At 61.5% G+C, this 21,085-nt stretch carries 18 protein-coding genes and 2 pseudogenes; 12 read left to right on the forward strand and 8 right to left on the reverse strand.

Annotated features, from left to right (window positions below; all coding sequences use genetic code 11):
- Positions 1 to 52 precede the first annotated feature (52 nt).
- Complete coding sequence (locus V3314_RS17480) at positions 53 to 967, forward strand: LysR family transcriptional regulator (RefSeq protein ID WP_046613770.1); 915 nt, start codon at positions 53 to 55, stop codon at positions 965 to 967.
- A 21-nt stretch (positions 968 to 988) separates the two neighbouring features.
- On the opposite strand, the gene V3314_RS17485 is transcribed toward V3314_RS17480, so the two are convergent.
- The 3 genes from V3314_RS17485 to V3314_RS17495 all read right to left on the reverse strand — a co-directional run bounded on the left by V3314_RS17485 (position 989) and on the right by V3314_RS17495 (position 5,043).
- Positions 989 to 3,541 (reverse strand): EAL domain-containing protein, encoded by a 2,553-nt coding sequence (locus V3314_RS17485; RefSeq protein WP_338459377.1) that lies wholly within the window; start codon positions 3,539 to 3,541, stop codon positions 989 to 991.
- A gap of 423 nt (positions 3,542 to 3,964) precedes the next feature.
- Entirely contained in the window at positions 3,965 to 4,600 is a 636-nt protein-coding gene (locus tag V3314_RS17490) for a GNAT family N-acetyltransferase (protein WP_338459378.1), read from the reverse strand.
- A 29-nt stretch (positions 4,601 to 4,629) separates the two neighbouring features.
- Complete coding sequence (locus V3314_RS17495; protein WP_046613773.1) at positions 4,630 to 5,043, reverse strand: MAPEG family protein; 414 nt, start codon at positions 5,041 to 5,043, stop codon at positions 4,630 to 4,632.
- A gap of 119 nt (positions 5,044 to 5,162) precedes the next feature.
- On the opposite strand from V3314_RS17495, the gene V3314_RS17500 reads away from it, so the two are divergent.
- A complete protein-coding gene (locus V3314_RS17500) occupies positions 5,163 to 6,113 on the forward strand; it encodes a helix-turn-helix domain-containing protein (RefSeq protein WP_046614081.1) in 951 nt (316 codons plus the stop codon).
- Between the two features lie 388 nt (positions 6,114 to 6,501).
- On the opposite strand, the gene V3314_RS17505 is transcribed toward V3314_RS17500, so the two are convergent.
- Positions 6,502 to 7,902 carry an amino acid permease gene (locus V3314_RS17505; RefSeq protein WP_338459380.1) on the reverse strand — a complete coding sequence of 467 codons (1,401 nt, stop codon included), beginning with the start codon at positions 7,900 to 7,902 and terminating at the stop codon, positions 6,502 to 6,504.
- Positions 7,903 to 8,238: 336 nt separating this feature from the next.
- Between V3314_RS17505 and V3314_RS17510 the strand changes: the two genes are divergently transcribed.
- From V3314_RS17510 to V3314_RS17530, 5 genes are all read left to right on the forward strand, one after another.
- The gene (locus tag V3314_RS17510) at positions 8,239 to 9,660 is read left to right on the forward strand and encodes a PLP-dependent aminotransferase family protein (RefSeq protein ID WP_046613775.1); all 1,422 of its coding nucleotides are present in this window, start codon (positions 8,239 to 8,241) and stop codon (positions 9,658 to 9,660) included.
- 7 nt (positions 9,661 to 9,667) lie between these two features.
- Entirely contained in the window at positions 9,668 to 10,912 is a 1,245-nt protein-coding gene (locus V3314_RS17515) for an FAD-dependent oxidoreductase (RefSeq protein WP_046613776.1), read from the forward strand.
- Positions 10,913 to 10,929: 17 nt separating this feature from the next.
- Complete coding sequence (locus V3314_RS17520; protein WP_046613777.1) at positions 10,930 to 11,280, forward strand: RidA family protein; 351 nt, start codon at positions 10,930 to 10,932, stop codon at positions 11,278 to 11,280.
- A 222-nt stretch (positions 11,281 to 11,502) separates the two neighbouring features.
- Entirely contained in the window at positions 11,503 to 12,054 is a 552-nt protein-coding gene (locus tag V3314_RS17525; protein WP_046613778.1) for a GNAT family N-acetyltransferase, read from the forward strand.
- A gap of 107 nt (positions 12,055 to 12,161) precedes the next feature.
- Positions 12,162 to 12,653, forward strand: coding sequence for a GNAT family N-acetyltransferase (locus tag V3314_RS17530; RefSeq protein WP_085598468.1), 492 nt, complete (start codon positions 12,162 to 12,164; stop codon positions 12,651 to 12,653).
- 68 nt (positions 12,654 to 12,721) lie between these two features.
- Here V3314_RS17530 and V3314_RS17535 read toward each other — a convergent pair whose 3' ends face one another.
- Positions 12,722 to 12,850 carry a hypothetical protein gene (locus V3314_RS17535; RefSeq protein ID WP_338459382.1) on the reverse strand — a complete coding sequence of 43 codons (129 nt, stop codon included), beginning with the start codon at positions 12,848 to 12,850 and terminating at the stop codon, positions 12,722 to 12,724.
- A gap of 14 nt (positions 12,851 to 12,864) precedes the next feature.
- A pseudogene (locus tag V3314_RS17540) lies at positions 12,865 to 13,355 on the reverse strand (PhnD/SsuA/transferrin family substrate-binding protein); the annotation flags it as partial.
- 182 nt (positions 13,356 to 13,537) lie between these two features.
- On the opposite strand from V3314_RS17540, the pseudogene V3314_RS17545 reads away from it, so the two are divergent.
- Positions 13,538 to 14,230, forward strand: a pseudogene (locus V3314_RS17545) (substrate-binding domain-containing protein); the annotation flags it as partial.
- A gap of 143 nt (positions 14,231 to 14,373) precedes the next feature.
- On the opposite strand, the gene chrA reads toward V3314_RS17545, so the two are convergent.
- The gene (chrA, locus tag V3314_RS17550; protein ID WP_338459383.1) at positions 14,374 to 15,744 is read right to left on the reverse strand and encodes a chromate efflux transporter; all 1,371 of its coding nucleotides are present in this window, start codon (positions 15,742 to 15,744) and stop codon (positions 14,374 to 14,376) included.
- Positions 15,737 to 16,678, reverse strand: coding sequence for a chromate resistance protein ChrB domain-containing protein (locus tag V3314_RS17555; RefSeq protein ID WP_338459384.1), 942 nt, complete (start codon positions 16,676 to 16,678; stop codon positions 15,737 to 15,739). Before V3314_RS17555 ends, chrA begins: the two co-directional genes overlap by 8 nt.
- Before the next feature lie 426 nt (positions 16,679 to 17,104).
- Between V3314_RS17555 and V3314_RS17560 the strand changes: the two genes are divergently transcribed.
- From V3314_RS17560 to V3314_RS17575, 4 genes are read left to right on the forward strand one after another with little or no spacing between them, the layout of a single operon-like run.
- Entirely contained in the window at positions 17,105 to 18,514 is a 1,410-nt protein-coding gene (locus V3314_RS17560; protein WP_046613782.1) for a circularly permuted type 2 ATP-grasp protein, read from the forward strand.
- Positions 18,515 to 18,517: 3 nt separating this feature from the next.
- Positions 18,518 to 19,468: an alpha-E domain-containing protein gene (locus tag V3314_RS17565; protein ID WP_015270105.1), complete on the forward strand. Its 951-nt coding sequence runs from the start codon at positions 18,518 to 18,520 to the stop codon at positions 19,466 to 19,468.
- The gene (locus V3314_RS17570) at positions 19,465 to 20,244 is read left to right on the forward strand and encodes a transglutaminase family protein (RefSeq protein WP_085598460.1); all 780 of its coding nucleotides are present in this window, start codon (positions 19,465 to 19,467) and stop codon (positions 20,242 to 20,244) included. Before V3314_RS17565 ends, V3314_RS17570 begins: the two co-directional genes overlap by 4 nt.
- 37 nt (positions 20,245 to 20,281) lie before the next feature.
- Positions 20,282 to 21,001: a proteasome-type protease gene (locus V3314_RS17575; RefSeq protein ID WP_046613784.1), complete on the forward strand. Its 720-nt coding sequence runs from the start codon at positions 20,282 to 20,284 to the stop codon at positions 20,999 to 21,001.
- Positions 21,002 to 21,085 lie beyond the last annotated feature (84 nt).

Here is a 21,085-nt window from a genome sequence, read left to right on the forward strand (position 1 = left end):
CCTCAAAAAAGGATAAAATAATATGTCCTGATGTATCACAACGGAAAAACCTATGAAGTTCACTCTGCGACAACTGCGCTACGCGCTCGCAGCGGCCAAGCACGGGAACCTGACTACTGCCGCCATGGAGCTTCATGTTTCGCAGCCCTCCATTTCGGCGGCCATCACCGAATTGGAAGAGGTGCTGGGCCAATCGATTTTCGTGCGCCAACGTGGCCTCGGCATATCGCTGACCCCGTTCGGGCGTACCGTCATGGTCCAGGCCCGCCGCGTGCTGAGCGAGGCTCGGACCTTTGCCGAGATCAATGCCAATGCCGGAGAGTGTGTCGGTGAGTTGGTGGTCGGATGTTTTGAAGACCTGGCGCCCTATTGCCTGCCACAGATCGTGCGCCGGATGCAGGAGTCCTGCCCGAGGGTAACGGTCGATATGCGCGAAGGCAGCTTCGATTATGTTGGCAAGCGGCTGAGTGAGGGCGCGATAGAGCTGGCGATCACCTACGACCTGGGCCTGCCGCCGAACACTCAATGCACCCAGCTGTGCCAGCTGACTGCTCAGGTACTGCTGGCTGCCGATCACCCGTTGGCCAAGGAGTCGCGTGTCAGCCTCAAAGCGCTGTCCGAATACACCCTGGTAGTCACCGATCAGGTCCACAGCTGGCAGCATGTGCTGGATCTGTTCAGCTTCTACGATCTTTCGCCCGCCGCTGTGCACCGTGTGCGCACCTTCGAGATGCAGCGTAGCCTGGTCGCCAACGGGTTTGGCGTGGCGCTGATCTACACACGGCCATTTGGTGATCGCAGCTATGATGGCCAAGCGCTGGTATGCCGGCCGACCGAGGAGAAATTGCCCACGCACAGCATCGTGCTGGCGCATGATCAACGCTATCCGCTGACGCCTTCGGCTGAGGCGTTCAAGGAGCTGGCGGTGGCATGGTTCGCGGAACGGCCTTCGTTTGCATCCGAATGAACCTGCCTCCCCTGCGAGGCGTCATTGCGCTACCGATACCTGGTCTTTCATCATCCCCATCAGCGCCTCGTTTTCCAGCGGTTTGCTGAGCAAAAAGCCCTGTACTTCATGGCATTGGTCATCGCTGAGCAAGGCCAGTTGCTCGGCGGTCTCGACACCTTCGGCCGTCACCGTCATGCCCATTGCATTGCCAAGGTTGATGATGGCCTGGACCACGCTACGGTCGCTGCCGCTCTTGCCCAGGTGTTGCACGAAGCGCTTGTCGATCTTGATACTGTCGAACGGGTAGGTACGCAGGTAGCCCAGCGAGGAGTAACCGGTCCCGAAGTCGTCCATGTTCAGGCGCACGCCCAGCTCCTTCAGCGCAAGCATGGTGTGCAGTGCGCCTTCAACATCGTTGAGCATGACGTTCTCGGTAATTTCCAGCTCAAGGCGGTGGGCCGGCAACCCGGTGGCGCGCAATGCGTCGCCGACGTCGCGGACCACATCGCTGCGGCTGAACTGGGCCGGCGACATGTTGACCGAGACCATCACTGCCTGCGGCCAGCCCCGCGCCTTGATACAGGCTTCCTGCAGCACCCAGTTGCCAAGCAGCACGATCAGGTCGGACTCTTCGGCAAGCGGGATGAAATGGTCCGGGCGGAGCAGGCCCAGGCGCGGGTGTTGCCAGCGCACCAGGGCCTCGGCCGACGCGATCGAGACCCCATCGACCTTGAAGCGCGGCTGAAAATGCAGCACCAGCTCGCCACGCGGTATGCCCTCGCGCAGCTCGCTTTCCAGCACACGCTTCTCCATCAAAGCGGCGTTCATCTGTGCCGAAAAGAAGCGCCAGGTGTTCTTGCCCGCCTGCTTGGCGCTGTAAAGGGCCACGTCGGCGTGCCGGATCAGATCGCTTGGCGTACCGGGGTACTCGGCCGACAGCACGACACCCAGGCTTACTCCCACTTGCACGACATGCCCTTCGATTTGTATGGGGCGCCTGATCGCCTCGATCACGCGCATGCAGAATCGGTCCAGGTCCTGGTGATCGCCTGGCCGGGTCAGCACGACGATGAATTCATCGCCTCCCAGACGGGCGACCAGATCACTGTCTCGGGTAACTTGGCCGAGGCGGCTCGCTACCTCGAGCAGCACCGCGTCGCCGGCCGGATGCCCAAGGCTGTCGTTGATTGGCTTGAAGTTGTCCAGGTCGAGCATCAGCAGCGCCACCTGGGGCAGCTCAGCGCCAGGCGTCGATTGCTCGAGGAAACGGAATAGCTTGTTGCGATTCGGCAGGCCGGTCAGTGCGTCGTGCAAGGACAGGTGCTGAATCTGGGCATGGGCGGCCACTTCGTCGGTGATGTCGGTGCACGTGCCACGAAAGCCGGTACACACGCCCTCGGCCACGATCGCGCGCGAAGAAATCCTGCAGATACGCTGTTGACCCAGATGGTCCTGGTATTGGCAGCGCAGCGTGCCGGAAGAGCCTGTTGCGGCCAGGCTGTGCAGACTGGTTCGCAGGTTGCTGGTATCACACGACAGCAACTCGGTAATCGGGCGCTGTCGCCACGCTTCGACTGGGTGCCCGGTGAGCGCGGTGAACCGGTCCGAAAGGTAGGTCAGGCGAAGGAGCACATCCGTTTCCCAGATCCAGTCCGAGGCAGCTTCGGCCACCGCCTTGAAGCGCTCTTCACTCGACTGCAGGGCAGCCCTGGAAGTCATCAGCGCACGGTGGCTGCGATCGATCCTGGTGCTGGCGCGGATCGCATAGCGTGCAAACAGTGCCAGGCTCAGTGCGATGAGTAGCACTGCAATAGCCAAGGGCGCGATCACTGTCTGGATCAGTTCGGTGCCAGGCTGCGGTATATCCCATGTCAACGCGTGGCCACTGCCTTCCAGTGGCAGGGCGCCGCGCCCTTGGCGCTGCTCGGCCGAATCGCCCACGGCCAGGCCGGACAGCCCCGCGGACTGGCTTAGCGGCAAGAGCACCTGTGGCGATAGAACCCGAATGAACACCAACACCGCAGTTGGTCCCGGCGGGCGGGCTGGCTGGGTCTGCGGGCGGATCAGTGCCGCGACGTACACTGCCGGCTGGCCACGAAACACCAGGTAACCTGAAGTCGCCTGTTCGTGCTGCGCTGCTTGACGAGCCTCCTGCAGGATCTTCCCGGCACTGACGGTATGCTGCTCCAGGCCCTGCGGGCTGAGCTTACCGTCCAGTATTGCGTACCGGGTAACGTCGTCATCGAGCACATATACGCCTTCGTATCCATCGGAGGTATAGAGCGTGGCGCCGACGTTGTCCTCGTCGTATGCCCAATGTGTATCGACCTGCCCGCCCAAGTGATCGTAGGCGGCCTGCCAGTTGGCATGGGTCAGCAGGAATGTCTTGTCGTTCTTCTGCAGCTGGGCCATGGCGGATTCAGCATAGAAGCGGCTTTGCTCCACTTGTCGAGCGTCCAGCGCCCCGGCGAGGCGGTAGAGGGAGAACAGCCCCAGTAACAAGGCCAACAGCAGAATCAGGGAAAACGCCACGATCAGTTGCCCGACCACATCACTGCGGCTCGACATTTCATTGTCAGCAAAGACGTCCATTGGTTCACCATCGCGGCCTAGGGTCTCCCGGTTGACCGGGCGGCAGACCTGGAGGTCGATGGAGCTGACGATCGGTGGTTGGCGAAAGGCAACCTAGACGTAAGCCAGATGCATATTCTGTGGGAGCGGGTTTACCCGCGAACACCGGCACAGCCGGTGCCATCCACGGCCGCGCCTGCTTCGCGGGTAAACCCGCTCCCACAGAGTACGTGCCGCGCTTATGACAACAGCTATCCTTGGCGTCCGCTTAGAGCCGTAGGCGATCGATCGCGAATGGCGGCTGTCGACCCATTGCTGCCCCTCAGGAGGGGCCGCTTACGGCCACAAGCGGACGCTCTGCTCTGCGCATCCGATGCTCGCTAGCGTTCCCCTAGGCGCAGTGGTCCAGACGATAGAGAAGAAAATCCTCCCGGTCTTCAAACCCTAGGCGGCGGTAGAGAGATAGGCGGATTTGTTGTCGTCGAGGACATGCAAGAAAGGGATCTCCCCCCTCGATACAATATCCCTCCGCAGCGCGTTCATCAGGAGACCCGCCAACCCCTTGCCGCGATGGGTGCCCTCCACACAAACCGCGCTAATTTCGACGAATCCTTCCAGGCGCATGCGCTCGCCCGCCATTGCTATTAAGCGGCCTTGGTCGCGGACGCCTAGGTAGTTGCCCATCTCAAGTGTGCGTTTGCCAAAGGGGCCCGGGCGCGTCGACTGTGCAAGGCGTAGCATGTCACCTACGTCGCCCTTGCCTAATCTAAGCAGGTTGTCTTCCTGCACTCCAGATGGCATTCCCGGTGCAATCATCTGCCGGACAACACCCAGCCTGGTCAAGTTCAAACCTTCGGTGGGGGGCAGAGTGGTGAGCGACTGCACAATAACGTGATCATCCTGGCCCATGAGCTCGCGAAGCTGCCGGAACGCTTCAGCAGTCAGCGTGGAAGTGGCCGCGAAAGGCGCGACTTCGGGCAAATAGCGACAGGCGAGGGAATTGGTCAGGCTGAGTTGGCGCTGCACCTTACTCACTGCATTCCAAACAGGGTTGTCGAGTGCACTGTAAGTATCATTCATGGTGTCTTTTCCGGTAGCAGAATGGGAAATCAAGCCAGGTGACTGAGCAGCGTGAAAGCGAATATCAACATCGCTGCTACACCGGCGAAAAACGCCAACGTACGAACCACCGGGATGCCTGCTGAATACACGAGGTAGTGAGCAACGCGCGCGGCCATGTATAGCTTGGTGGCGAACACCGTCGCTGGGGTACTAATGCCCAAGAGCGCGGCCACTAGGACTAGGGGGGCAAACACTGCAAGGTTTTCGATCGCATTGGCGTGAGCTAGGCGAGCACGCCGCGACCACTCCGGTTCCGCCTCTGGAGCAACGCCCAAGACGGGGTTGCCCATGGTGACCAGTAACCCGCGCGTGCGAATTCTCGCGAGTATGTAGGGAGCCCACATTAAGCCTGTAAGTAATGCGGTTAGCGTAAGGAAGAAGAGTTCTGCGGTTGGTTTCATGGTGGAGCTCGATGGGGTGGCCTGGCCAAGGCCGGGAAGAAGCCGGAATGGAGAAAGTCTGCCCCCTCCGGGGTGGTTGGGCTATGTTCTTAAATGACATTTTTAGGATCGTTTACGACATGAAGATCGACATTCTTGCCCTCGACGGTGTATTCGATACCGGGCTCGCCGCTCTGATGGATACGCTTTCCACCGCTAATGAACTGGCCGCAGCGGGCAAACCAGGCGCGCAACCTTTCGATATCAGGCTCATAGGCGTGCGCAGGCGCATACGTACCGCCCTGGGACTGAAGGCAACAGTTGAAACCCCAGCCCGTCGCCCGGACTGGGTGGTGGTTCCAGCACTGAACACCAAGCAACCGGAACTGTTGATTCAAGCGCTGAGTCGCCGCGACGTCATGGAAGCCAAGGTTCAACTGTGCCGGTGGCATGAAGAAGGCATTGGCATCGCAGCAGCGTGCCTGGGTACCTTCATTCTCGCGGACGCCGGGTTACTGGACGCACGACCTGCGACGACAACCTGGTCGTTGGCCCCGTTGTTCCGGCAGCGCTACCCAAGCGTGCACCTCGATGATACGCGCATGGTGGTCGCATCCGCCGGCGTAGCTACCGCAGGGGCTGCAATGGGGCATCTCGACCTGGCGCTATGGCTGGTGCGCCAGGCTAGCCCAGAACTCGCATCGCAAGTGGCGCGCTTCCTGCTAATTGACTCGCGCTCATCGCAGGCGCAATACATCATTCCCGACTACCTGGCCCACGCCGATCCACTGATCGAGCGCTTCGAGCGCTGGGCGCGTACAAATCTCGCCAGTGGGTTTTCATTGCAACACGCAGCAGCAGCGCTGCACATACATCCACGTACACTGCAGCGCCGCTCTGAAGCGGTACTGGGTAAATCCCCCCTAGCATTTTTCCAAGACCTTCGCGTGGAGCGGGCTAAGCAGCTCGTCGCTACAGGCCAAGAGTTGGAGGTCATCGCCGAGCTTGTCGGCTACTCCGATGCGGCAACTTTGCGAAATCTGCTGCGTAGAAGGCTGGGCCGAGGCGTGCGCGAGCTTCGCTCGGAATAGCTTCAAAGTGAGCGAGTCCTCTTCGACTGGCTCAGTTTAGAAAGTTGTCAATACAGTGCTGCGGGCACACTCTCAAAATGCTCCTGGTAGAGAAGGAGGGCGACAGTTTCCGTGTGTGCAATCAATACCGTCCGCTATTGGCCCATAGCTGTCCTCCGCGAACGGCCGCTATGGGTCGTTAGCTGCCGGTCGGGGATGACCGCTTTCGACCAATGCGGACACTGATCCAAAGCTCTGTTGTCAGTGCAGGCCTCATCGCCGGCAAGCCAGCTCCCACAGGAATATCAACAATCTCCAGGCATGCGATGTACTTGTGGGAGCCGTGCTTGCCAATGACGCTTCATGACAAAACCCCGCCAGTTGGCGGGGTTTCGATCCGACGGTGCGATTATGCAACGCGCGTATCACGCGGCCCGGCGTGCAACCGGCGCTTGCGCACCAACAGATGCGCCGCCGAAACCACCGCCAGGCTGACCAGGCTGGCAAGCAATTGCGTGCGCAGCCCTTCCTGGAACGCCATGGCCACCAGCACCCCGACGATGGCGGCGATAACCGCGTAGGACAGACCGGGGAACAGCCACATGCGCAGCGTCAGGCGCTGTGGCGCTTCGCGCTCCAGTTGACGGCGCAGCCGCACTTGAGCGACCGCGATGGCCAGGTAGACAAACACCATGATGGCGCCCGAGGCGTTCACCAGGAAAAGGAAAACACCTTGCGGTGACGCGATCGCTGCGGCGATGGCAATGTAGCCAATCACACTGCTCAGCAATACCGCCAAGCGCGGTACCCGGTGCCCGGTCAGTTGCGACAATGCGGCCGGCGCATCGCCACGCTCGCTGAGGCCGAACAGAATGCGCGAAGACACATACAACCCGGAGTTCAGCGCCGACAGCACGGCAACCAGAACCACGGCCTCCATGATCAGCGTCGCACCCGGTACATGCATGACTTCCATGGCGGTGACGAAAGGTGAATGCCCTGCCTCGATACTGCCCCAGGGCACGATACAGACGATCAGCAGAATAGAGACGACGTAGAACGTGATCACCCGAAAGATCACCGAGCGGGTCATCGCTGCGACACTCTTGGAAGGGTCATCCGATTCGGCTGCAGCGATGGTAGCGATTTCTGCGCCGCCCACCGCGAAGATCACTGTTGGCACGCCGGCGAGCACGGCGCTGATGCCGTAAGGCATGAAGCCGCGGTCGTTGACCAGGTTGTCCAGCAAGGCGCCGGTGCTAGGCGCCCACCCGAACAGATAGGCACAACCCAGGCCAATGAACACGATGATGGCGAACACCTTGAGTGATGCGAACCAGTACTCGAACTCGCCATAGGACTTCACCGACAGACAATTGATGGCGGTCATGATTGCCAGCAGGCTCAGGCCGATGGCCCAGGCGGGCAACGGAATCCATTGCTTCAATATGTCGGCTCCAACCACCGCCTCCACCGCCACGACAATGACCCAGAAGTACCAGTACAACCAGCCACTGGTGAAACCGACCCAGTTGCCCAGCCCCAGTCGCGCGTACTCGGTAAACGATCCAACGCCCGGTATCGCCACCGCCATTTCACCGAGCATGCGCATGACCAGCATCACCACGATGCCGGCGGCAAGATAACTGAGAAACGCTGCGGGGCCGATCGCGCCAATGGTTGCACTGCTGCCAACGAACAGGCCGGCACCAATGATGCCGCCCAGCGAAATCATGGTGATGTGCCGCTGGCGCAAAGCGCCACTCAGCCGGCGTTCACGCGGTTCATCCAGCTTCAGCGAATTGCTCATGGGTGCACCTCCTGATCCTGCGTGTTGCCGTACAAGCTAGTCTCGCCGAACGAGACATCGGATGATGAAATGTGATGCGACGCCGGATATTCTGGGCGCCTGCCGTGGGCCCCTGGAGCCGCAAGCGGGCTGCGCGCCAGGCTGTGGAACGGCTGATCTGTCATGGCGAATTCCTACCGTAGGGGTTCGTATTATTGTAATGCATGACAAGCAGTACAACTCGAAGCTATCAACGCATATATGTCTTGTCAATATCGTTTGTCATGGGTAAGAATACAGGACAAGCCCAGCTGTTATCCTGCTACGCGCAGGATAAGCACAAGGAAAAATCAGGCCATGAGCCCATTCAAAGAGCTACTTGCTGCCCTAAAGACGGATACCCTGCTGCAGCGCGACAGCGCCGAAACACTCTACGCGCAACTGGCCTCCTCCCTTGCCGAAGCCATTCGCAGTGGCGCCCTGCGTCCGGGCGAACGGCTTCCACCCCATCGCGAGCTGGCCGGCGAACTGGGTATCAACATCACCACCGTGACCCGCGCCATGGCCGTGCTGCAGGAGCAAGGCCTGGTCGAGAGTCGCCCAGGCCGGGGCACCCAGGTTGCGGTGCCGCGCCAGGTACAGGTGCAGTTCCAGTCGGCGCCAAGCGATGCCCCCGGCATGATCGACCTCAGCGTCAACCGCCCCGCTACCGATGCCTACACCCAGGCTCTGGCCACCCTCCTGCCGCGTCTGGCCAGCGACCCGCGCTTTACCGGGATGAAGGAGTATCACCCCTCCGAAGGCATGCCCTGGGCGCGAGAAGCCGCGGCGACCTGGTTGCGTTCACTGGATGTACCCGCTCAAGCCAGCAATGTGGTGATCACCGAGGGGGCCCAGCACGGCATCGCCTGCATCCTGCGCGCCATGACAGTGGCAGGTGACACCGTGTTGGCCGACAGCATTACCTATCAGGGCATCAACGCCCTGTGCCGGTCATTGGGGCTGAACCTGATTGGCGTAGAGGGGGATGAGCGGGGCATGAACCCTCAAGCCCTGGGCGAGGCTATCGCGACCTACGCGCCACGGGTGCTGTTCCTCGTGCCGTCGATCCACAACCCGACCGCCATCACCCTCGACGCGCAACGTCGCGCGGACCTTCTTGAAGTACTTGCACCACACGACGACCTCTGGCTGATCGAGGACGATGTCTATCGCCCGTTGCTCGAGCACAGGGACGAGACATTCATGTTGCGCCGCCCTGCGCGAACGTTCTATGTCACCGCCCTCTCCAAATGCATCGCACCGGGCCTGCGCATCGGCTTCGTCGTCGCGCCGCCCGAACAGCTGCAGAACATCGCCACCACCTTGCGCATCGACTGCTGGAGCATTTCGCCGCTTAACGCGCTGATCGCGACACGCTTGATCGAGGATCGCGTCAGCGAGGCACTGATTGCCCATCAGCGCGAGGAGTTGCGCGAACGCCAGGCCTTGCTCGCAGAGCACCTCAAGGGCCTGCATTACCAGGCCAGCGATGTTGGCACACATGCCTGGCTGCAGCTGCCTGAACCTTGGAGCGCGTCACGTTTCGCCCGCCTTTGCCGAGAGCATGGCGTCGGGCTACTGCCCGGCGGGGCGTTCAGCTTGCGCCATGACCAGTCGCCCAATGCGGTGCGCATCAACCTTTCCGCGGCCAAGTCTCGCGCGCAGCTCGTCCAGGCCCTGGATGTCATTGCCCGTTTCGCGCAGCAAGGCCATTTGCATATGTTCGACAGGGTCTGAAGCCTAGATGAAGATGCCAGAGCGTTGTGAAGTCGCTGTAATCGGTGCCGGTGCGGTCGGCGTTGCCACTGCCTTGTGGCTGCGCCGCCAGGGTTACCATGTGGTGTTGCTGGAGCGCGATGCGGTCGCTGCAGGTGCCTCCTATGGCAATGCGGGCACATTTGCGCCCTATGGCTGCATGCCTATCGCACAACCTGGCCTGCTGCGCGACATACCACGCCTGCTCTTCTCGGCGGACTCGCCGTTTGTGGTGCGGTGGTCTCGCTTGCCGCGTTTGATGCCCTGGCTTGCCCGCTTCCTGAATCAGTGCCGGCCTCATCATTTCCAGCGCAACGCGACGGCCCTTGCACAATTGCTGCAACACACCTACGAGGGGTATGCACCACTGCTGGATGAGGCGCCTGTGGCCGAAAAGCACTTGCGCCATAAAGGCTGCATCTATGCCTACTCCAGCCTGGACAGCCTGCGTGGCGCCGAAGGCGGTTATGCGCTGCGTGACCGCTTCGGCATCCCTCAACAGCGCTTGAGTCGCGACGAACTCGAAGCACTTGAGCCCGCACTTGCCGGCAAGACGGTAGGCGGCATCCTCTTCCCAAAATCCTCCCATCTGGATGATCCAAAGCGCTTCTTCGAGGACTTGGCAGCGCCACTGCTGCTCGATGGCACCCTGTGTTTCAGCACCGTGCAGCGCCTTGTTCGACGCAGCAATGCACTGCAACTGGACTGCGCCGATGGCCACAGCCTGCTCGCCGAACGCGTGGTGCTGTGCGGCGGAGCCTGGTCTGCCGCCCTCGCGCAGCAACTGGGCGATCGCATCCCGCTGGATACCGAGCGTGGCTACCATATCGAGTTCGACCTGGAGGATACCTTGCTCGAACGCCCCTGCTGCCCGGTCGAAAGCGCCTTTTACATGACCCCCATGGCGGGTCGCCTGCGCGTGGCCGGCACCGTGGAGCTGGGTTCGATCAATGACCCAGCCAACCCCAAGCGCTACGAGTACCTGGAGCAACGGGTACGGCGCGTGCTTGGCCTTCGCCAGCCAGTGGCGAGGCGCTGGCTGGGCTTTCGCCCGTCGCTGCCGGACTCGCTACCGGTCATTGGCGTCTCGCCGAACGAACCGCGCCTGATTCACGCCTTTGGTCATCAGCACCTTGGCTTGACACTGGCGGGAGTAACAGGGCAACTGGTAAGCCAACTCATCGAAGGAACAGCGCCTGCATGGCTAGACGCGTTTTCCTCACGCCGTTTCTGACCCAAGGAGATTGACCCATGACCATTCAACGCAAACAGATCGACCCGCGCATGAGCCAGATCGTGATCCACCGCGACACCGTCTATCTTGCCGGCCAGGTCGGCGAGACCGGCCAGACGGTGGCGGAACAGACCCGAGAAGCCCTGGCGCGGGTCGATGCACTGCTCGATGAGGCCGGCACCACTCGCCAGCACCTGCTTCAGGCCATTATCTGGTTGGCCGACATGGCAGACTTTGACGAGATGAATAACGTATGGGATGCCTGGGTACCCAGCGGCCATGCACCGGCGCGAGCCTGCGGCGAGGCGAAGCTGGCAGATCCGCAGCTGCTGGTGGAAGTGATCATTACCGCTGCCGTTCCCCAGTAGTGTCACGTGGCGCCGGGCTTGTGACGAGCCCGGATGGCCACCGAAAGGCTCAAATTTCGGAAAAGCCCTGTTGCCAGTGCAGGCCTCATCGCCGGCAAGCCAGCTCCCACAGGAATATGACCAGCCTTCAGGCATGCGCTGTACCTGTGGGAGCCGCGCTTGCCGGCGATGGGTCGATAGCAGATTGAAAGCCCTCCGCAAGGATGCCCAGGAACGAATGCCATGGATCGCCTTCCGACACTGCTCACCGATCGCCTTGTCCTCACGCCACTCCAGTTGAAGGATGCCCCCTTCATTCAGAAGTTGTTTCCGCAATGGGAGGTAGTGCGCTACCTGGATCGTCGTGTTCCATGGCCATATCCAGAAGATGGTGCGCTGGTTTATGTACGCGATGTCGCCCTGCCAGCCATGGCAGCGTGTCGTGAATGGCATTGGATGATCCGCAGGCGCGACGATGCCGAGTGCATCCTTGGCAGCATCAGTTTGTTTGAGCAGCCGGGTAACAACAGAGGCTTCTGGCTTGCACCGCAGTGGTGGGGAAAAGGCTATATGCGCGAAGCATGCCGGGTCATCAACGCGTATTGGTTCGAGACATTGTCACGGCCGGTCATGCAGGTTCCCAAAGCGGTTGCCAACCACGCTTCACGCAGGGTCTCGGAGCATGAGGGTATGCGTATGGTCGGCGTACGAGAAGGTGATTTTGTCTGCGGGCCGATGCGCGTCGAAATATGGGAGATGACACGAGCTGAATGGTTTGCCAAGGTCGATCGTTAGCCATTGGTTCTTTTGGCCCGGCGGGCATTGAACCAAGCCATTGCAAACAGGCCTGAAGGTGCCATAGGCTGCCTTCTCATGAATCGGCCACCGACACTGGATAAACGATGAGCGAACTACAAGGATGCGGAGAGTTTTCGGGCTTGGCCTGCCGCCCGGTCGGGCCCGCTGACGCAGAAATGATCTGCTCGCATCGCCAGGAGATGTTTCTTGAGGCAGGTGGCGATCCTGAAAAACTGCAAGTCATGACTCAGCACTTTCGGCCATGGTTGGAGGAGCGGCTTGCTGACGGTCGGTACTACGGTTTCAAGCTCCTGGATGGCGACCAAGCGATCGCAGCCATTGGCCTGATGAGTATTGATTGGCCTCCCCATCCATCGCACCCGACCCTGGACAAGCGTGGGTACGTGCTGAATGTGTTCGTCCAGCCGGCCTACCGCCGCCGTGGCCTGGCTTCAGCCTTGATGCAGGCAGCCGACGCCGAGTTCGCCCGCCGAGGCATCACCTTCGCTGTCCTGCACGCCACCGAGACGGGTAAACCTGTCTACGAGCAAACCGGTTGGACTGGAACCTCGGAAATGGCCAAATCCATTAGTTGATAGTGACCGCTTTCACCTGAGAGCGGACATTGAAAAGAAGAAAGAACAAACCAGACAGACTACCCACGCTAGTCTGCAACCGGCTCATACAAGCTCACCGCCTTGGCATCCACCGCCCTGGGCGATAACCCTTCGCGGTAGAACGCATCGGCGAAGCGCTGCTGCTCAGCCAGGTTCTCCGGCTTCACCGGCTGCACGTCGTAGCTGCGCCGGCGTCCACCGGCCCGAGGAAGCGGAACTCAACATCCTTCTCGCTCAAGCCGACCTGGTCCAGTGCCTTGAGAGCCAGATGATGGCCGATCGACCCGCGACCGGTGGCGATGCGCTTGCCTTTGAGCTCGGCCGCGCTGTGCAGCTGCGCATCAGGACGCACCAGCAGCGCCGTGCCATAGGGGTCGGACTTGTCCACGGCAATGGCCTTGACCGGTGCCCCCGAAGCCAGCACGAACAGCAGCGGCGCATCGCCGATTATGCCGGCATCGATCGCCCCGGCATTGAGCGCCTCGGCCAGCGGCGCGGCAGCGGGGAACTCGACCCAGTGGATGTCGTAAGTCAGGTCGCGCAAGGCGCCTGCGGCTTCCAGCTGGGCGCGCATGTTGCCCTTCTGGTCGCCGATGCGAGGGTCAGGCGCTCAGCGGCGCCGGGCTGACTGGCCAGCAGCAGGGCCGCGGCCAGGGTCAGCAGCTTCGATCGGATGGACATGGCGTTGCTCGGTGTCTGGGCAGGCAGTCTCATGCTACCCGTGCCAGGCGACTCCAGCGAGAACCATCATATAAATTAAATTGATTTTAGGAATAACCTAGTATGCGTTTTCGTCTATCAAAGCCGAACCGATAGCATTACCCGTCAGGCAGATTATGCTAATGGCTTATTTTCCATCAGAGCAGTGCAAGGCGATCCTGCGCGAGATCGACTCGCTGCGCGAACTGGTGGCCAACGATGGCGCCCCTTCTGGCACCCTGCGCCTGGGTGTGCCGCAGACCTTGGGTGACGTGGTACTGCTGGATGCGCTGGCGCAGATTCGCGAGGCCTACCCGCAATTGCGCACCCAGGTCAGCAGCGGTTGGGGCAGCAGCCTCATTGCGCGCATGGAAAACGCCGAACTGGACGCAGCCGCCGCGCTGTTCCCACCGGGCAAGATCTTCCCGGAAGGCATCGCCAGCCGTTCGATCGCACGCATGTCGCTGAAAGTGGTAGCTGCCAAGGGCAGCGTCACCAAGCGCAGCTACAAGCTCAAGGACTGCTACACCCGTGGCTGGGTGCTCAACCCCGATGGCTGTGGTTTCCGCGCCGGCCTGCAGCGAGCGCTGAGCGAACAGGGCCTGAGGCTGTCGATCAACCTGGAAACCTTCGGCACCGAGTTGCAACTGGGCCTGGTCGCCAATGGCCAGGGCCTGGGTCTGGTGCCCGAACCACTATTGCAGGCCAGCCGCCACCGCGATGCGCTGGATGTGATCAACGTCAGTGATTTCAAGCCGCAGGTAGATCTGTGGCTGTTCCATCCACGTTACCTGGGCAACCTGCAGGAACCCGTCGAGCTTTTCGGCGAGGTGGCTGGGCACAGGCTTTTGGGTTGACCACGCAGGGGCGCCTGGCGCCCCGCCAAGGGATACGGGGTGTACTCGCCCTATGGCTTTACCGGCGGTTATTACTTCGGGCGGGTGACCTACACCTTCTGAATCATGGAAAGCCGGCCGACGATGTCGGCCGGCAACCGGTATCAACCTCGCAACATATGGACCGCCACGCCGGCCAGGGCGCAGCTGAACAGTACCTGGATCACGCCACGCTTGAAGCGGAACAGCGCCACGGCGGCCGCAATGGCGATCAACGCGGAAGGCCAGTCGAACGCCCCGCTGAAACCCTTTGGCCAGAGCACGTGGTAGCCGAAGAACATGGCGAGGTTGAGGATCACCCCCACGACTGCGGCCGTGATACCCGTCAGTGGTGCGGTGAACTTCATCTCGTTGTGGGTCGATTCCACCAACGGGCCACCGGCGAGGATGAACAGGAACGACGGCAGGAAGGTGAACCAGGTGACGAGGCTCGCCGCGACTGCACCAGCCAGGAACGGGTGTTGCTCACCGAACATCGGATGCACGTAGCCACCGACGAAGCCGACGAAGGCCACCACCATGATCAATGGACCTGGCGTGGTTTCCCCCAAGGCAAGGCCATCGATCATCTGGGTGGGTGACAGCCAGCCGTAATGCCCGACAGCGCCCTGATAGACATAGGGCAGGACGGCGTAGGCGCCACCGAAGGTCAAAAGTGCGGCCTTGGTGAAGAACCAGCCCATTTGCGTCAGAGTGCCAGCCCAGCCAAACGCCAGCGTCAGCAGCCCCATGGGCAAGGACCAAAGTACTGCGCCGATCAGCACCAGGCGCAGCAAATGCCCCACCCGAAAACGCGCATGCTCAGGTGCGGGGGTGTCATCGTCGATCAGGGCCGGGCCGTAGCTGTTCCTGGCAGCCCCATGACCGCCACCGATCACGAATTTGCCTGGCGCGAAGCGACCGCCCACATAGCCTGCGATGCCGGCAACCAGCACGATCAACGGGAACGGTACATCGAGGGCGAAGATGGCCACGAACGACGCTGCGGCCATGGCCCACAGCCAGCCGTTCTTCAGCGCGCGCGAGCCGATCCGGTGCGCCGCGTGGACGACAATGGCCGTGACTGCAGGCTTGATGCCGTAGAAAATCCCCGCCACCACAGGGACCTCGCCAAAGGCAATGTAAACCCAGGACAAGCCAATCAGGATGAACAGCGAGGGCAATACGAACAACACGCCCGCAATCACGCCCCCCCAGGAGCGGTGCATGAGCCAGCCGATGTAGGTGGCCAGCTGCTGTGCCTCGGGGCCTGGCAACAACATGCAGTAGTTCAGCGCGTGCAGGAACCGCTTCTCGCTGATCCAGCGCCGACGCTCGACCAATTCCTGGTGCATGATCGAGATCTGCCCGGCGGGCCCACCAAAACTGATGAAGCCCAGCTTGAGCCAGAACAGGAATGCTTCGAACAGTCCGATCGGCCGCTGAACCGCTTGCGATGGTGGCTGTTCGCCCACTGCAGAGGTGCTATCAACCATTTGGGGTTTCCTCACTTGCGAAAGCCGTCAGCAGGCCATCGAAGATGCCCCCGGCGACCGTTGTCAGTTGATCGTCATCGCCAATGCCTTGTCTCAAGCCCGCGAGGACACGTTCGATGCCTGGCGCTTCCGAGGGCTGGTTGCCTCCCACATCCAGGTAGTGAATGACTGCGGCCAAGCGTGCCAGGCCCGGCTGCTGTATGGCAAAGCTCTCGATGAGGGTCTCGAAGGACACCCGCTGGCCGACATGGCTGAACCTGGCCCCATCAAAATCGAAGCCCAGCGCATCGTCCGGGCAGTCTTCAGGCCTGTCCAGCCAGATGAATCGAGCGTCGGCATCGATGAAGCGACGAATCAACCAGGCACATGCCAACCGATCCACCCATGGGCGCTTGCGGGTGGCCCAAAGGCGACCCTGGTAATCGTTGCGTTCCAGTCGGGTGATCGCCTCGTCGTGGGCACTCGGCTCATCGCAAGACAGTGCGCGGCCAATCGCGGCCTCGAGCTCTTGCAGCGCCGCATCGGCTTGCGCCTTGGGCTCGCCCGGGAAAAAATCGGTTAACGCCAACTGGCTGAAGGCCTTTCTGAGCTTGCGCACCTGCCGTGCGGTCTGCAGCGCATTCTCTGGCGCCAACTCGGCCCTGCAGCCTGCAATTTCTTCCATCAGCCTGGCGTACTCGTCGCTCCTGTCGAACAGGCTGCTGAAGCGCTCTTCACGCTCAGGCAGCGACAGGAGAAATGCCGTGCCGTTTATAGCCAGCACGTCTCGCTCGACTGCTGCGAAAACCTCCCGGCCTGCACAGTGTTCGGGCAGCAGGTAAACACCATCCCTCAGCACTGCGGCTCCTGAGGCCTTCAGGCTTCTCCAGGCACGCATGCGCTCGGTGGCATTGGCCGTCGGCAACCCGAGGATCAGTAGCGACCAATCGATCATGTAGACTACTCAACATAATATGTTTGCATCTCTACAATAAACCGAAGCTTCGGAAAATCAACAGTTTCTACCGAGGCGAGGATGGGCTTGCTCCAATTCAGGCCAAAAACTGCAGCTGGGTGCATGCCACGCCTTTTTTTGAGGCACGCCTGCGGGCCGCTCCAGTGCTCTGCGTGCGGCTCAATCGTTGTATGCGGCAATAAACCCCTACCGTTTCAATGCCTTAGCGCCCCCTGGTTGTCATCCCGGAACTACGCCGGGCTTTCGGCACCTTCATTGCAACGGCTTCTGCGTGCACAACGCACCAGCAATTGATCGGATTCGAGGCTCGCCACAGACACAGCACCCACCTACCCGCAAGGCCGCACCCTGAAACACGTAGATGAACCGCAATGAAGCTGCCGGCAACGGTGGCAAGGAGTGGGTATGTCCCGGGCATTTTTCAATGAAATGTACGAAACGAACGGCAGTTGCCGCCCGCATTACCAGGAGTTCGCCCGTTGGTTGGCAAACACCCCGCTGGAGCTGCTGGAGCAACGGCGACGCGAAGCAGACCTGCTGTTTCACCGCGCCGGTATCACCTTCACCCTGTACGGTGACAAACAGGACACCGAGCGCCTGATCCCCTTTGACATCATCCCGCGCAGCATTCGTGCCAGTGAATGGCGCATGGTCGAGCGCGGCTGCATCCAGCGGGTGCACGCCCTGAACCTGTTCCTGCAGGACATCTACCACGACCAGCGCATCCTCAAGGCCGGCATCATCCCGCCGGAGCAGGTGCTGGCCAATGAAGGCTACCAGATCGCCATGCAGGGCCTGGGGCTGCACCGTGGGCTCTATGCCCACATCGCTGGGGTCGATCTGGTCCGCGACGGGGACGGCAGCTACTTCGTGCTGGAGGACAACCTGCGCACCCCCAGCGGGGTCAGCTACATGCTCGAAGACCGCAAGATGATGATGCGGCTGTTCCCCGAGCTGTTTGCCGCACAGCGGATCGCCCCGATCGACCACTACCCCAACCTGCTGCTGGACACGCTCAAGAGCGCCAGCCCACTGGACAACCCCACCGCCGTGCTGCTCACCCCTGGTCGCTTCAACAGTGCCTATTTCGAGCATGCCTTCCTGGCTCGGGAAATGGGTATCGAACTGGTGGAGGGCGCGGACCTGTTCATCCGCGACGAGCATGTCTACATGCGCACCACCGCCGGTCCACAACAGGTGGATGTGATCTATCGGCGCCTGGACGACGACTACCTCGACCCGCTGTCGTTCAACCCTGACTCGATGCTGGGCGTGCCGGGGCTGATCTCGGTGTACCGCGCCGGCAACGTGGTGCTGGCCAACGCGGTAGGCACCGGCGTGGCGGACGACAAGTCGATCTACCCCTTTGTCGACGACATGATCCGCTTCTATCTGGGCGAAGAGCCAGTGCTGAACAACGTCCCGACCTGGCAGTGCCGCAAGCCTGCAGAGCTTTCCCATGTCCTGGCCCACCTGCCCGAGCTGGTGGTCAAGGAAACCCAGGGCTCCGGTGGCTACGGCATGTTGGTCGGGCCAGCGGCCACCAGTGCGCAGATCGAGGACTTCCGCGCCCGCATCAAGGCCCGTCCGCACGCCTACATCGCCCAACCCACCCTGTGCCTTTCCACATGCCCGACCTTCGTCGACAACGGCATCGCCCCGCGCCACATCGACCTGCGCCCGTTCGTGCTGTCCGGCAGTGAAACGCGGCTGGTGCCAGGCGGCCTGACCCGGGTGGCCCTTCAGGAAGGCTCGCTGGTGGTCAACTCGTCGCAGGGCGGCGGTACCAAGGACACCTGGGTGGTGGAGGACTGAACCATGCTTTCGAGAACTGCTTCCGACCTGTACTGGATGTCGCGCTACCTGGAGCGCGCAGAAAACCTTGCGCGCATGCTCGAGGTGAGTTATTCGCTATCGCTGATGCCCCAGGCCGGCCGCAGTGACGGCCATGCCGAGCTGGCCATGTCACTGCTGGCATCCGGAACACTGGACGACTACCGCCGCCGGCACACCGAACTCGACACCGAGCGCATGCTGCACTTCTTCGCCCTCGACGCGACCAACCCCGGCAGCATCTATTGCTGCCTGCAGGCGGCCAGGACCAATGCCCACGCAGTGCGTGGCCGCATCACCGCCGACATGTGGGAGAACATCAACGCTACCTGGATCGAGATGCGCAACATTGCCAGCAATGGCCTTGGCCGTTATGGCATCAGCCAGTTCTGCGACTGGGTCAAGGAACGCTCGCATCTGTTCCGCGGTGCGACCTCAGGCACCATCATGCGTAACGACGCGTACAGTTTCATCCGCCTGGGGACCTTCCTGGAGCGAGCCGACAACACCCTGCGCCTGCTCGATGCACGCTATGAAATGTTCGGTGAGGCCTCCGAGGAGGTCAGCGATGACTCCGCCCGTGGCTATTACCAATGGAGCGCGTTGCTGCGCGCGCTGACCTCCTACGAAGCCTTCAACGAACTCTATCGCGCCGCGCCCAGTGCACGGCCGGTATCGGAGCTGCTGTTGTTGCGGGTCGACGTGCCCCGCTCGCTGCATGCCTGTATCGAGGAACTGGACCAGATCCTTGCCAGCCTGCCCGGCAGCACCGGGCGCGCCGCCCAACGCATGGCCGCCGAACTCAACGCTCGCCTGCGCTACACCGCGATCGACGAAATTCTCGAAGCGGGGTTGCACCCGTGGTTGAGCGACTTCATCGGGCGCATCAATCAACTGGGCCAGGCGGTCCATCACTCCTATCTGGAGGTCGTATGAAACTGTCCATTCGCCACGACACTACCTACAGCTATGCCAGCGATGTGTGCAACAGCATCCAGTTCCTGCGCCTTACACCACGCAGCAGCGAGCGCCAGCGCATCAATGAATGGCAACTGGACCTGCCCTGCAAGGTCAAGGCCCAGATCGACCCCTATGGCAACATCCTGCATGTACTGACCCTGGACAAACCCCATGGCCACCTGGCGCTGACCGCCAGCGGCCAGGTGGAGATCGACCCGGAGCGCGAGCAGGAGGCCGGCGAACATTCCCCCCTGCCATTCCTGCGCGGCAGCCACCTGACCCAGGCCGATGACGCACTCAAGGCCTTCGCCAGCCGACATTGTGGCGAACACCGCGACCGGGCGGCGCTGATCGGGCTGATGCAAGGCCTGGCCGAGCACATGCCGTACAGCCCCGGCGCCACATCGGTGGGCACCACTGCCATCGAAGCGTTCAACGGCGCGGCCGGGGTTTGCCAGGACCATACCCACGCGTTCCTTGCCTGCGCACGCAGCCTGGGTATTCCGGCACGCTATGTCTCCGGCTACCTGTGCACCGAAGACGAGCAGCACCTGGCCAGCCATGCCTGGGCCGAGGCCTGGGTCGATGACGCCTGGTACAGCTTCGACATCACCAACCGCCTTGTTCGGCCAGAGCGTCACCTGAAGCTGGCAGTGGGCCTGGACTACCTCGATGCCTGCCCGGTCAGGGGCGTGCGCCGCGGGGGTGGCGCCGAATCGATGCAGGCCAGCGTGCACGTGCACCGCCAGTGACAGACGCAGCACCCGTTCATAAAAAAAGGGAAACAGCATGACCTATTGTGTCGCCATGCACTTGGCGGACGGGCTTGTCTTCATCAGCGACTCTCGCACCAATGCGGGCATCGACCAGATCGCCAGCTTTGCCAAGTTGTTCGTGTTCGGCGTGCCGGGGGAGCGCCTGATCGTGCTGCAGACCGCCGGCAACCTGGCGACCTCGCAATCGGTGGTGAACCTGCTCCAGCAACGCACACGGGGCCCCGGCCCCCACCTGCTGAACGTTGCCACGCTCTACGATGCAACGGTACTGGTCGCCGATACACTGCGTGAAGTGGTCAGCCGTGATCGCAGCAAGCTGTCGGCCGGAATCGACTTGAGCAGTTCGTTCATTGTCGGCGGCCAGATAGCCGGTGGCCCCATGGGCATATACAACGTCTATGCGCAGGGCAATTTCTTCCAGGCCACGCCGGACACCCCGTTCCTGCAACTGGGCGAGAGCAAGTATGGGCGGCCGATTCTCGATCGCAACCTTGGCTACCATATGCCACTCGACGAAGCGTTGCGCTGCGGTCTGATCTCGTTCGACTCGACCATTCGCAGCAACCTGTCGGTGGGCATGCCATTGGACCTGCTGGTGTATCAGAAGGACAGCCTGGAAATACCGAAACGCCAGCGCATCACCAGCGACGATGCCTATTACGAGCAGATACGCAGGCAGTGGAGCGACGGGCTGAGAAGGCTGTTGGCCGAACTGCCTGCGCCGCCCTACTGATTGGCAGGGTACCTGTGGGCTGCGCTGTCGCGTAAAGAACTCAATTCGAAAGCGACCGCTGCCACAGGGGCCCTGCTGATTCAA

It is taken from the genome of Pseudomonas sp. TE3-3-F2023 (assembly GCF_036784815.1).
Classification (GTDB): domain Bacteria; phylum Pseudomonadota; class Gammaproteobacteria; order Pseudomonadales; family Pseudomonadaceae; genus Aquipseudomonas; species Aquipseudomonas pudica.

What these genes read in the sequence shown, in the direction of transcription:
- V3314_RS17575 (WP_046613784.1), top strand. Translation starts at nt 20,282, where the DNA reads ATGACCTATTGTGTCGCCATGCACTTGGCGGACGGGCTTGTCTTCATC.
- V3314_RS17490 (WP_338459378.1), bottom strand. Translation starts at nt 4,600, where the DNA reads ATGAATGATACTTACAGTGCACTCGACAACCCTGTTTGGAATGCAGTG.
- V3314_RS17530 (WP_085598468.1), top strand. Translation starts at nt 12,162, where the DNA reads ATGAGCGAACTACAAGGATGCGGAGAGTTTTCGGGCTTGGCCTGCCGC.
- V3314_RS17520 (WP_046613777.1), top strand. Translation starts at nt 10,930, where the DNA reads ATGACCATTCAACGCAAACAGATCGACCCGCGCATGAGCCAGATCGTG.
- V3314_RS17565 (WP_015270105.1), top strand. Translation starts at nt 18,518, where the DNA reads ATGCTTTCGAGAACTGCTTCCGACCTGTACTGGATGTCGCGCTACCTG.
- V3314_RS17555 (WP_338459384.1), bottom strand. Translation starts at nt 16,678, where the DNA reads ATGATCGATTGGTCGCTACTGATCCTCGGGTTGCCGACGGCCAATGCC.
- V3314_RS17510 (WP_046613775.1), top strand. Translation starts at nt 8,239, where the DNA reads ATGAGCCCATTCAAAGAGCTACTTGCTGCCCTAAAGACGGATACCCTG.
- V3314_RS17515 (WP_046613776.1), top strand. Translation starts at nt 9,668, where the DNA reads ATGAAGATGCCAGAGCGTTGTGAAGTCGCTGTAATCGGTGCCGGTGCG.
- V3314_RS17495 (WP_046613773.1), bottom strand. Translation starts at nt 5,043, where the DNA reads ATGAAACCAACCGCAGAACTCTTCTTCCTTACGCTAACCGCATTACTT.
- chrA (WP_338459383.1), bottom strand. Translation starts at nt 15,744, where the DNA reads ATGGTTGATAGCACCTCTGCAGTGGGCGAACAGCCACCATCGCAAGCG.
- V3314_RS17560 (WP_046613782.1), top strand. Translation starts at nt 17,105, where the DNA reads ATGTCCCGGGCATTTTTCAATGAAATGTACGAAACGAACGGCAGTTGC.
- V3314_RS17525 (WP_046613778.1), top strand. Translation starts at nt 11,503, where the DNA reads ATGGATCGCCTTCCGACACTGCTCACCGATCGCCTTGTCCTCACGCCA.
- V3314_RS17500 (WP_046614081.1), top strand. Translation starts at nt 5,163, where the DNA reads ATGAAGATCGACATTCTTGCCCTCGACGGTGTATTCGATACCGGGCTC.
- V3314_RS17570 (WP_085598460.1), top strand. Translation starts at nt 19,465, where the DNA reads ATGAAACTGTCCATTCGCCACGACACTACCTACAGCTATGCCAGCGAT.
- V3314_RS17480 (WP_046613770.1), top strand. Translation starts at nt 53, where the DNA reads ATGAAGTTCACTCTGCGACAACTGCGCTACGCGCTCGCAGCGGCCAAG.
- V3314_RS17485 (WP_338459377.1), bottom strand. Translation starts at nt 3,541, where the DNA reads ATGGACGTCTTTGCTGACAATGAAATGTCGAGCCGCAGTGATGTGGTC.
- V3314_RS17505 (WP_338459380.1), bottom strand. Translation starts at nt 7,902, where the DNA reads ATGAGCAATTCGCTGAAGCTGGATGAACCGCGTGAACGCCGGCTGAGT.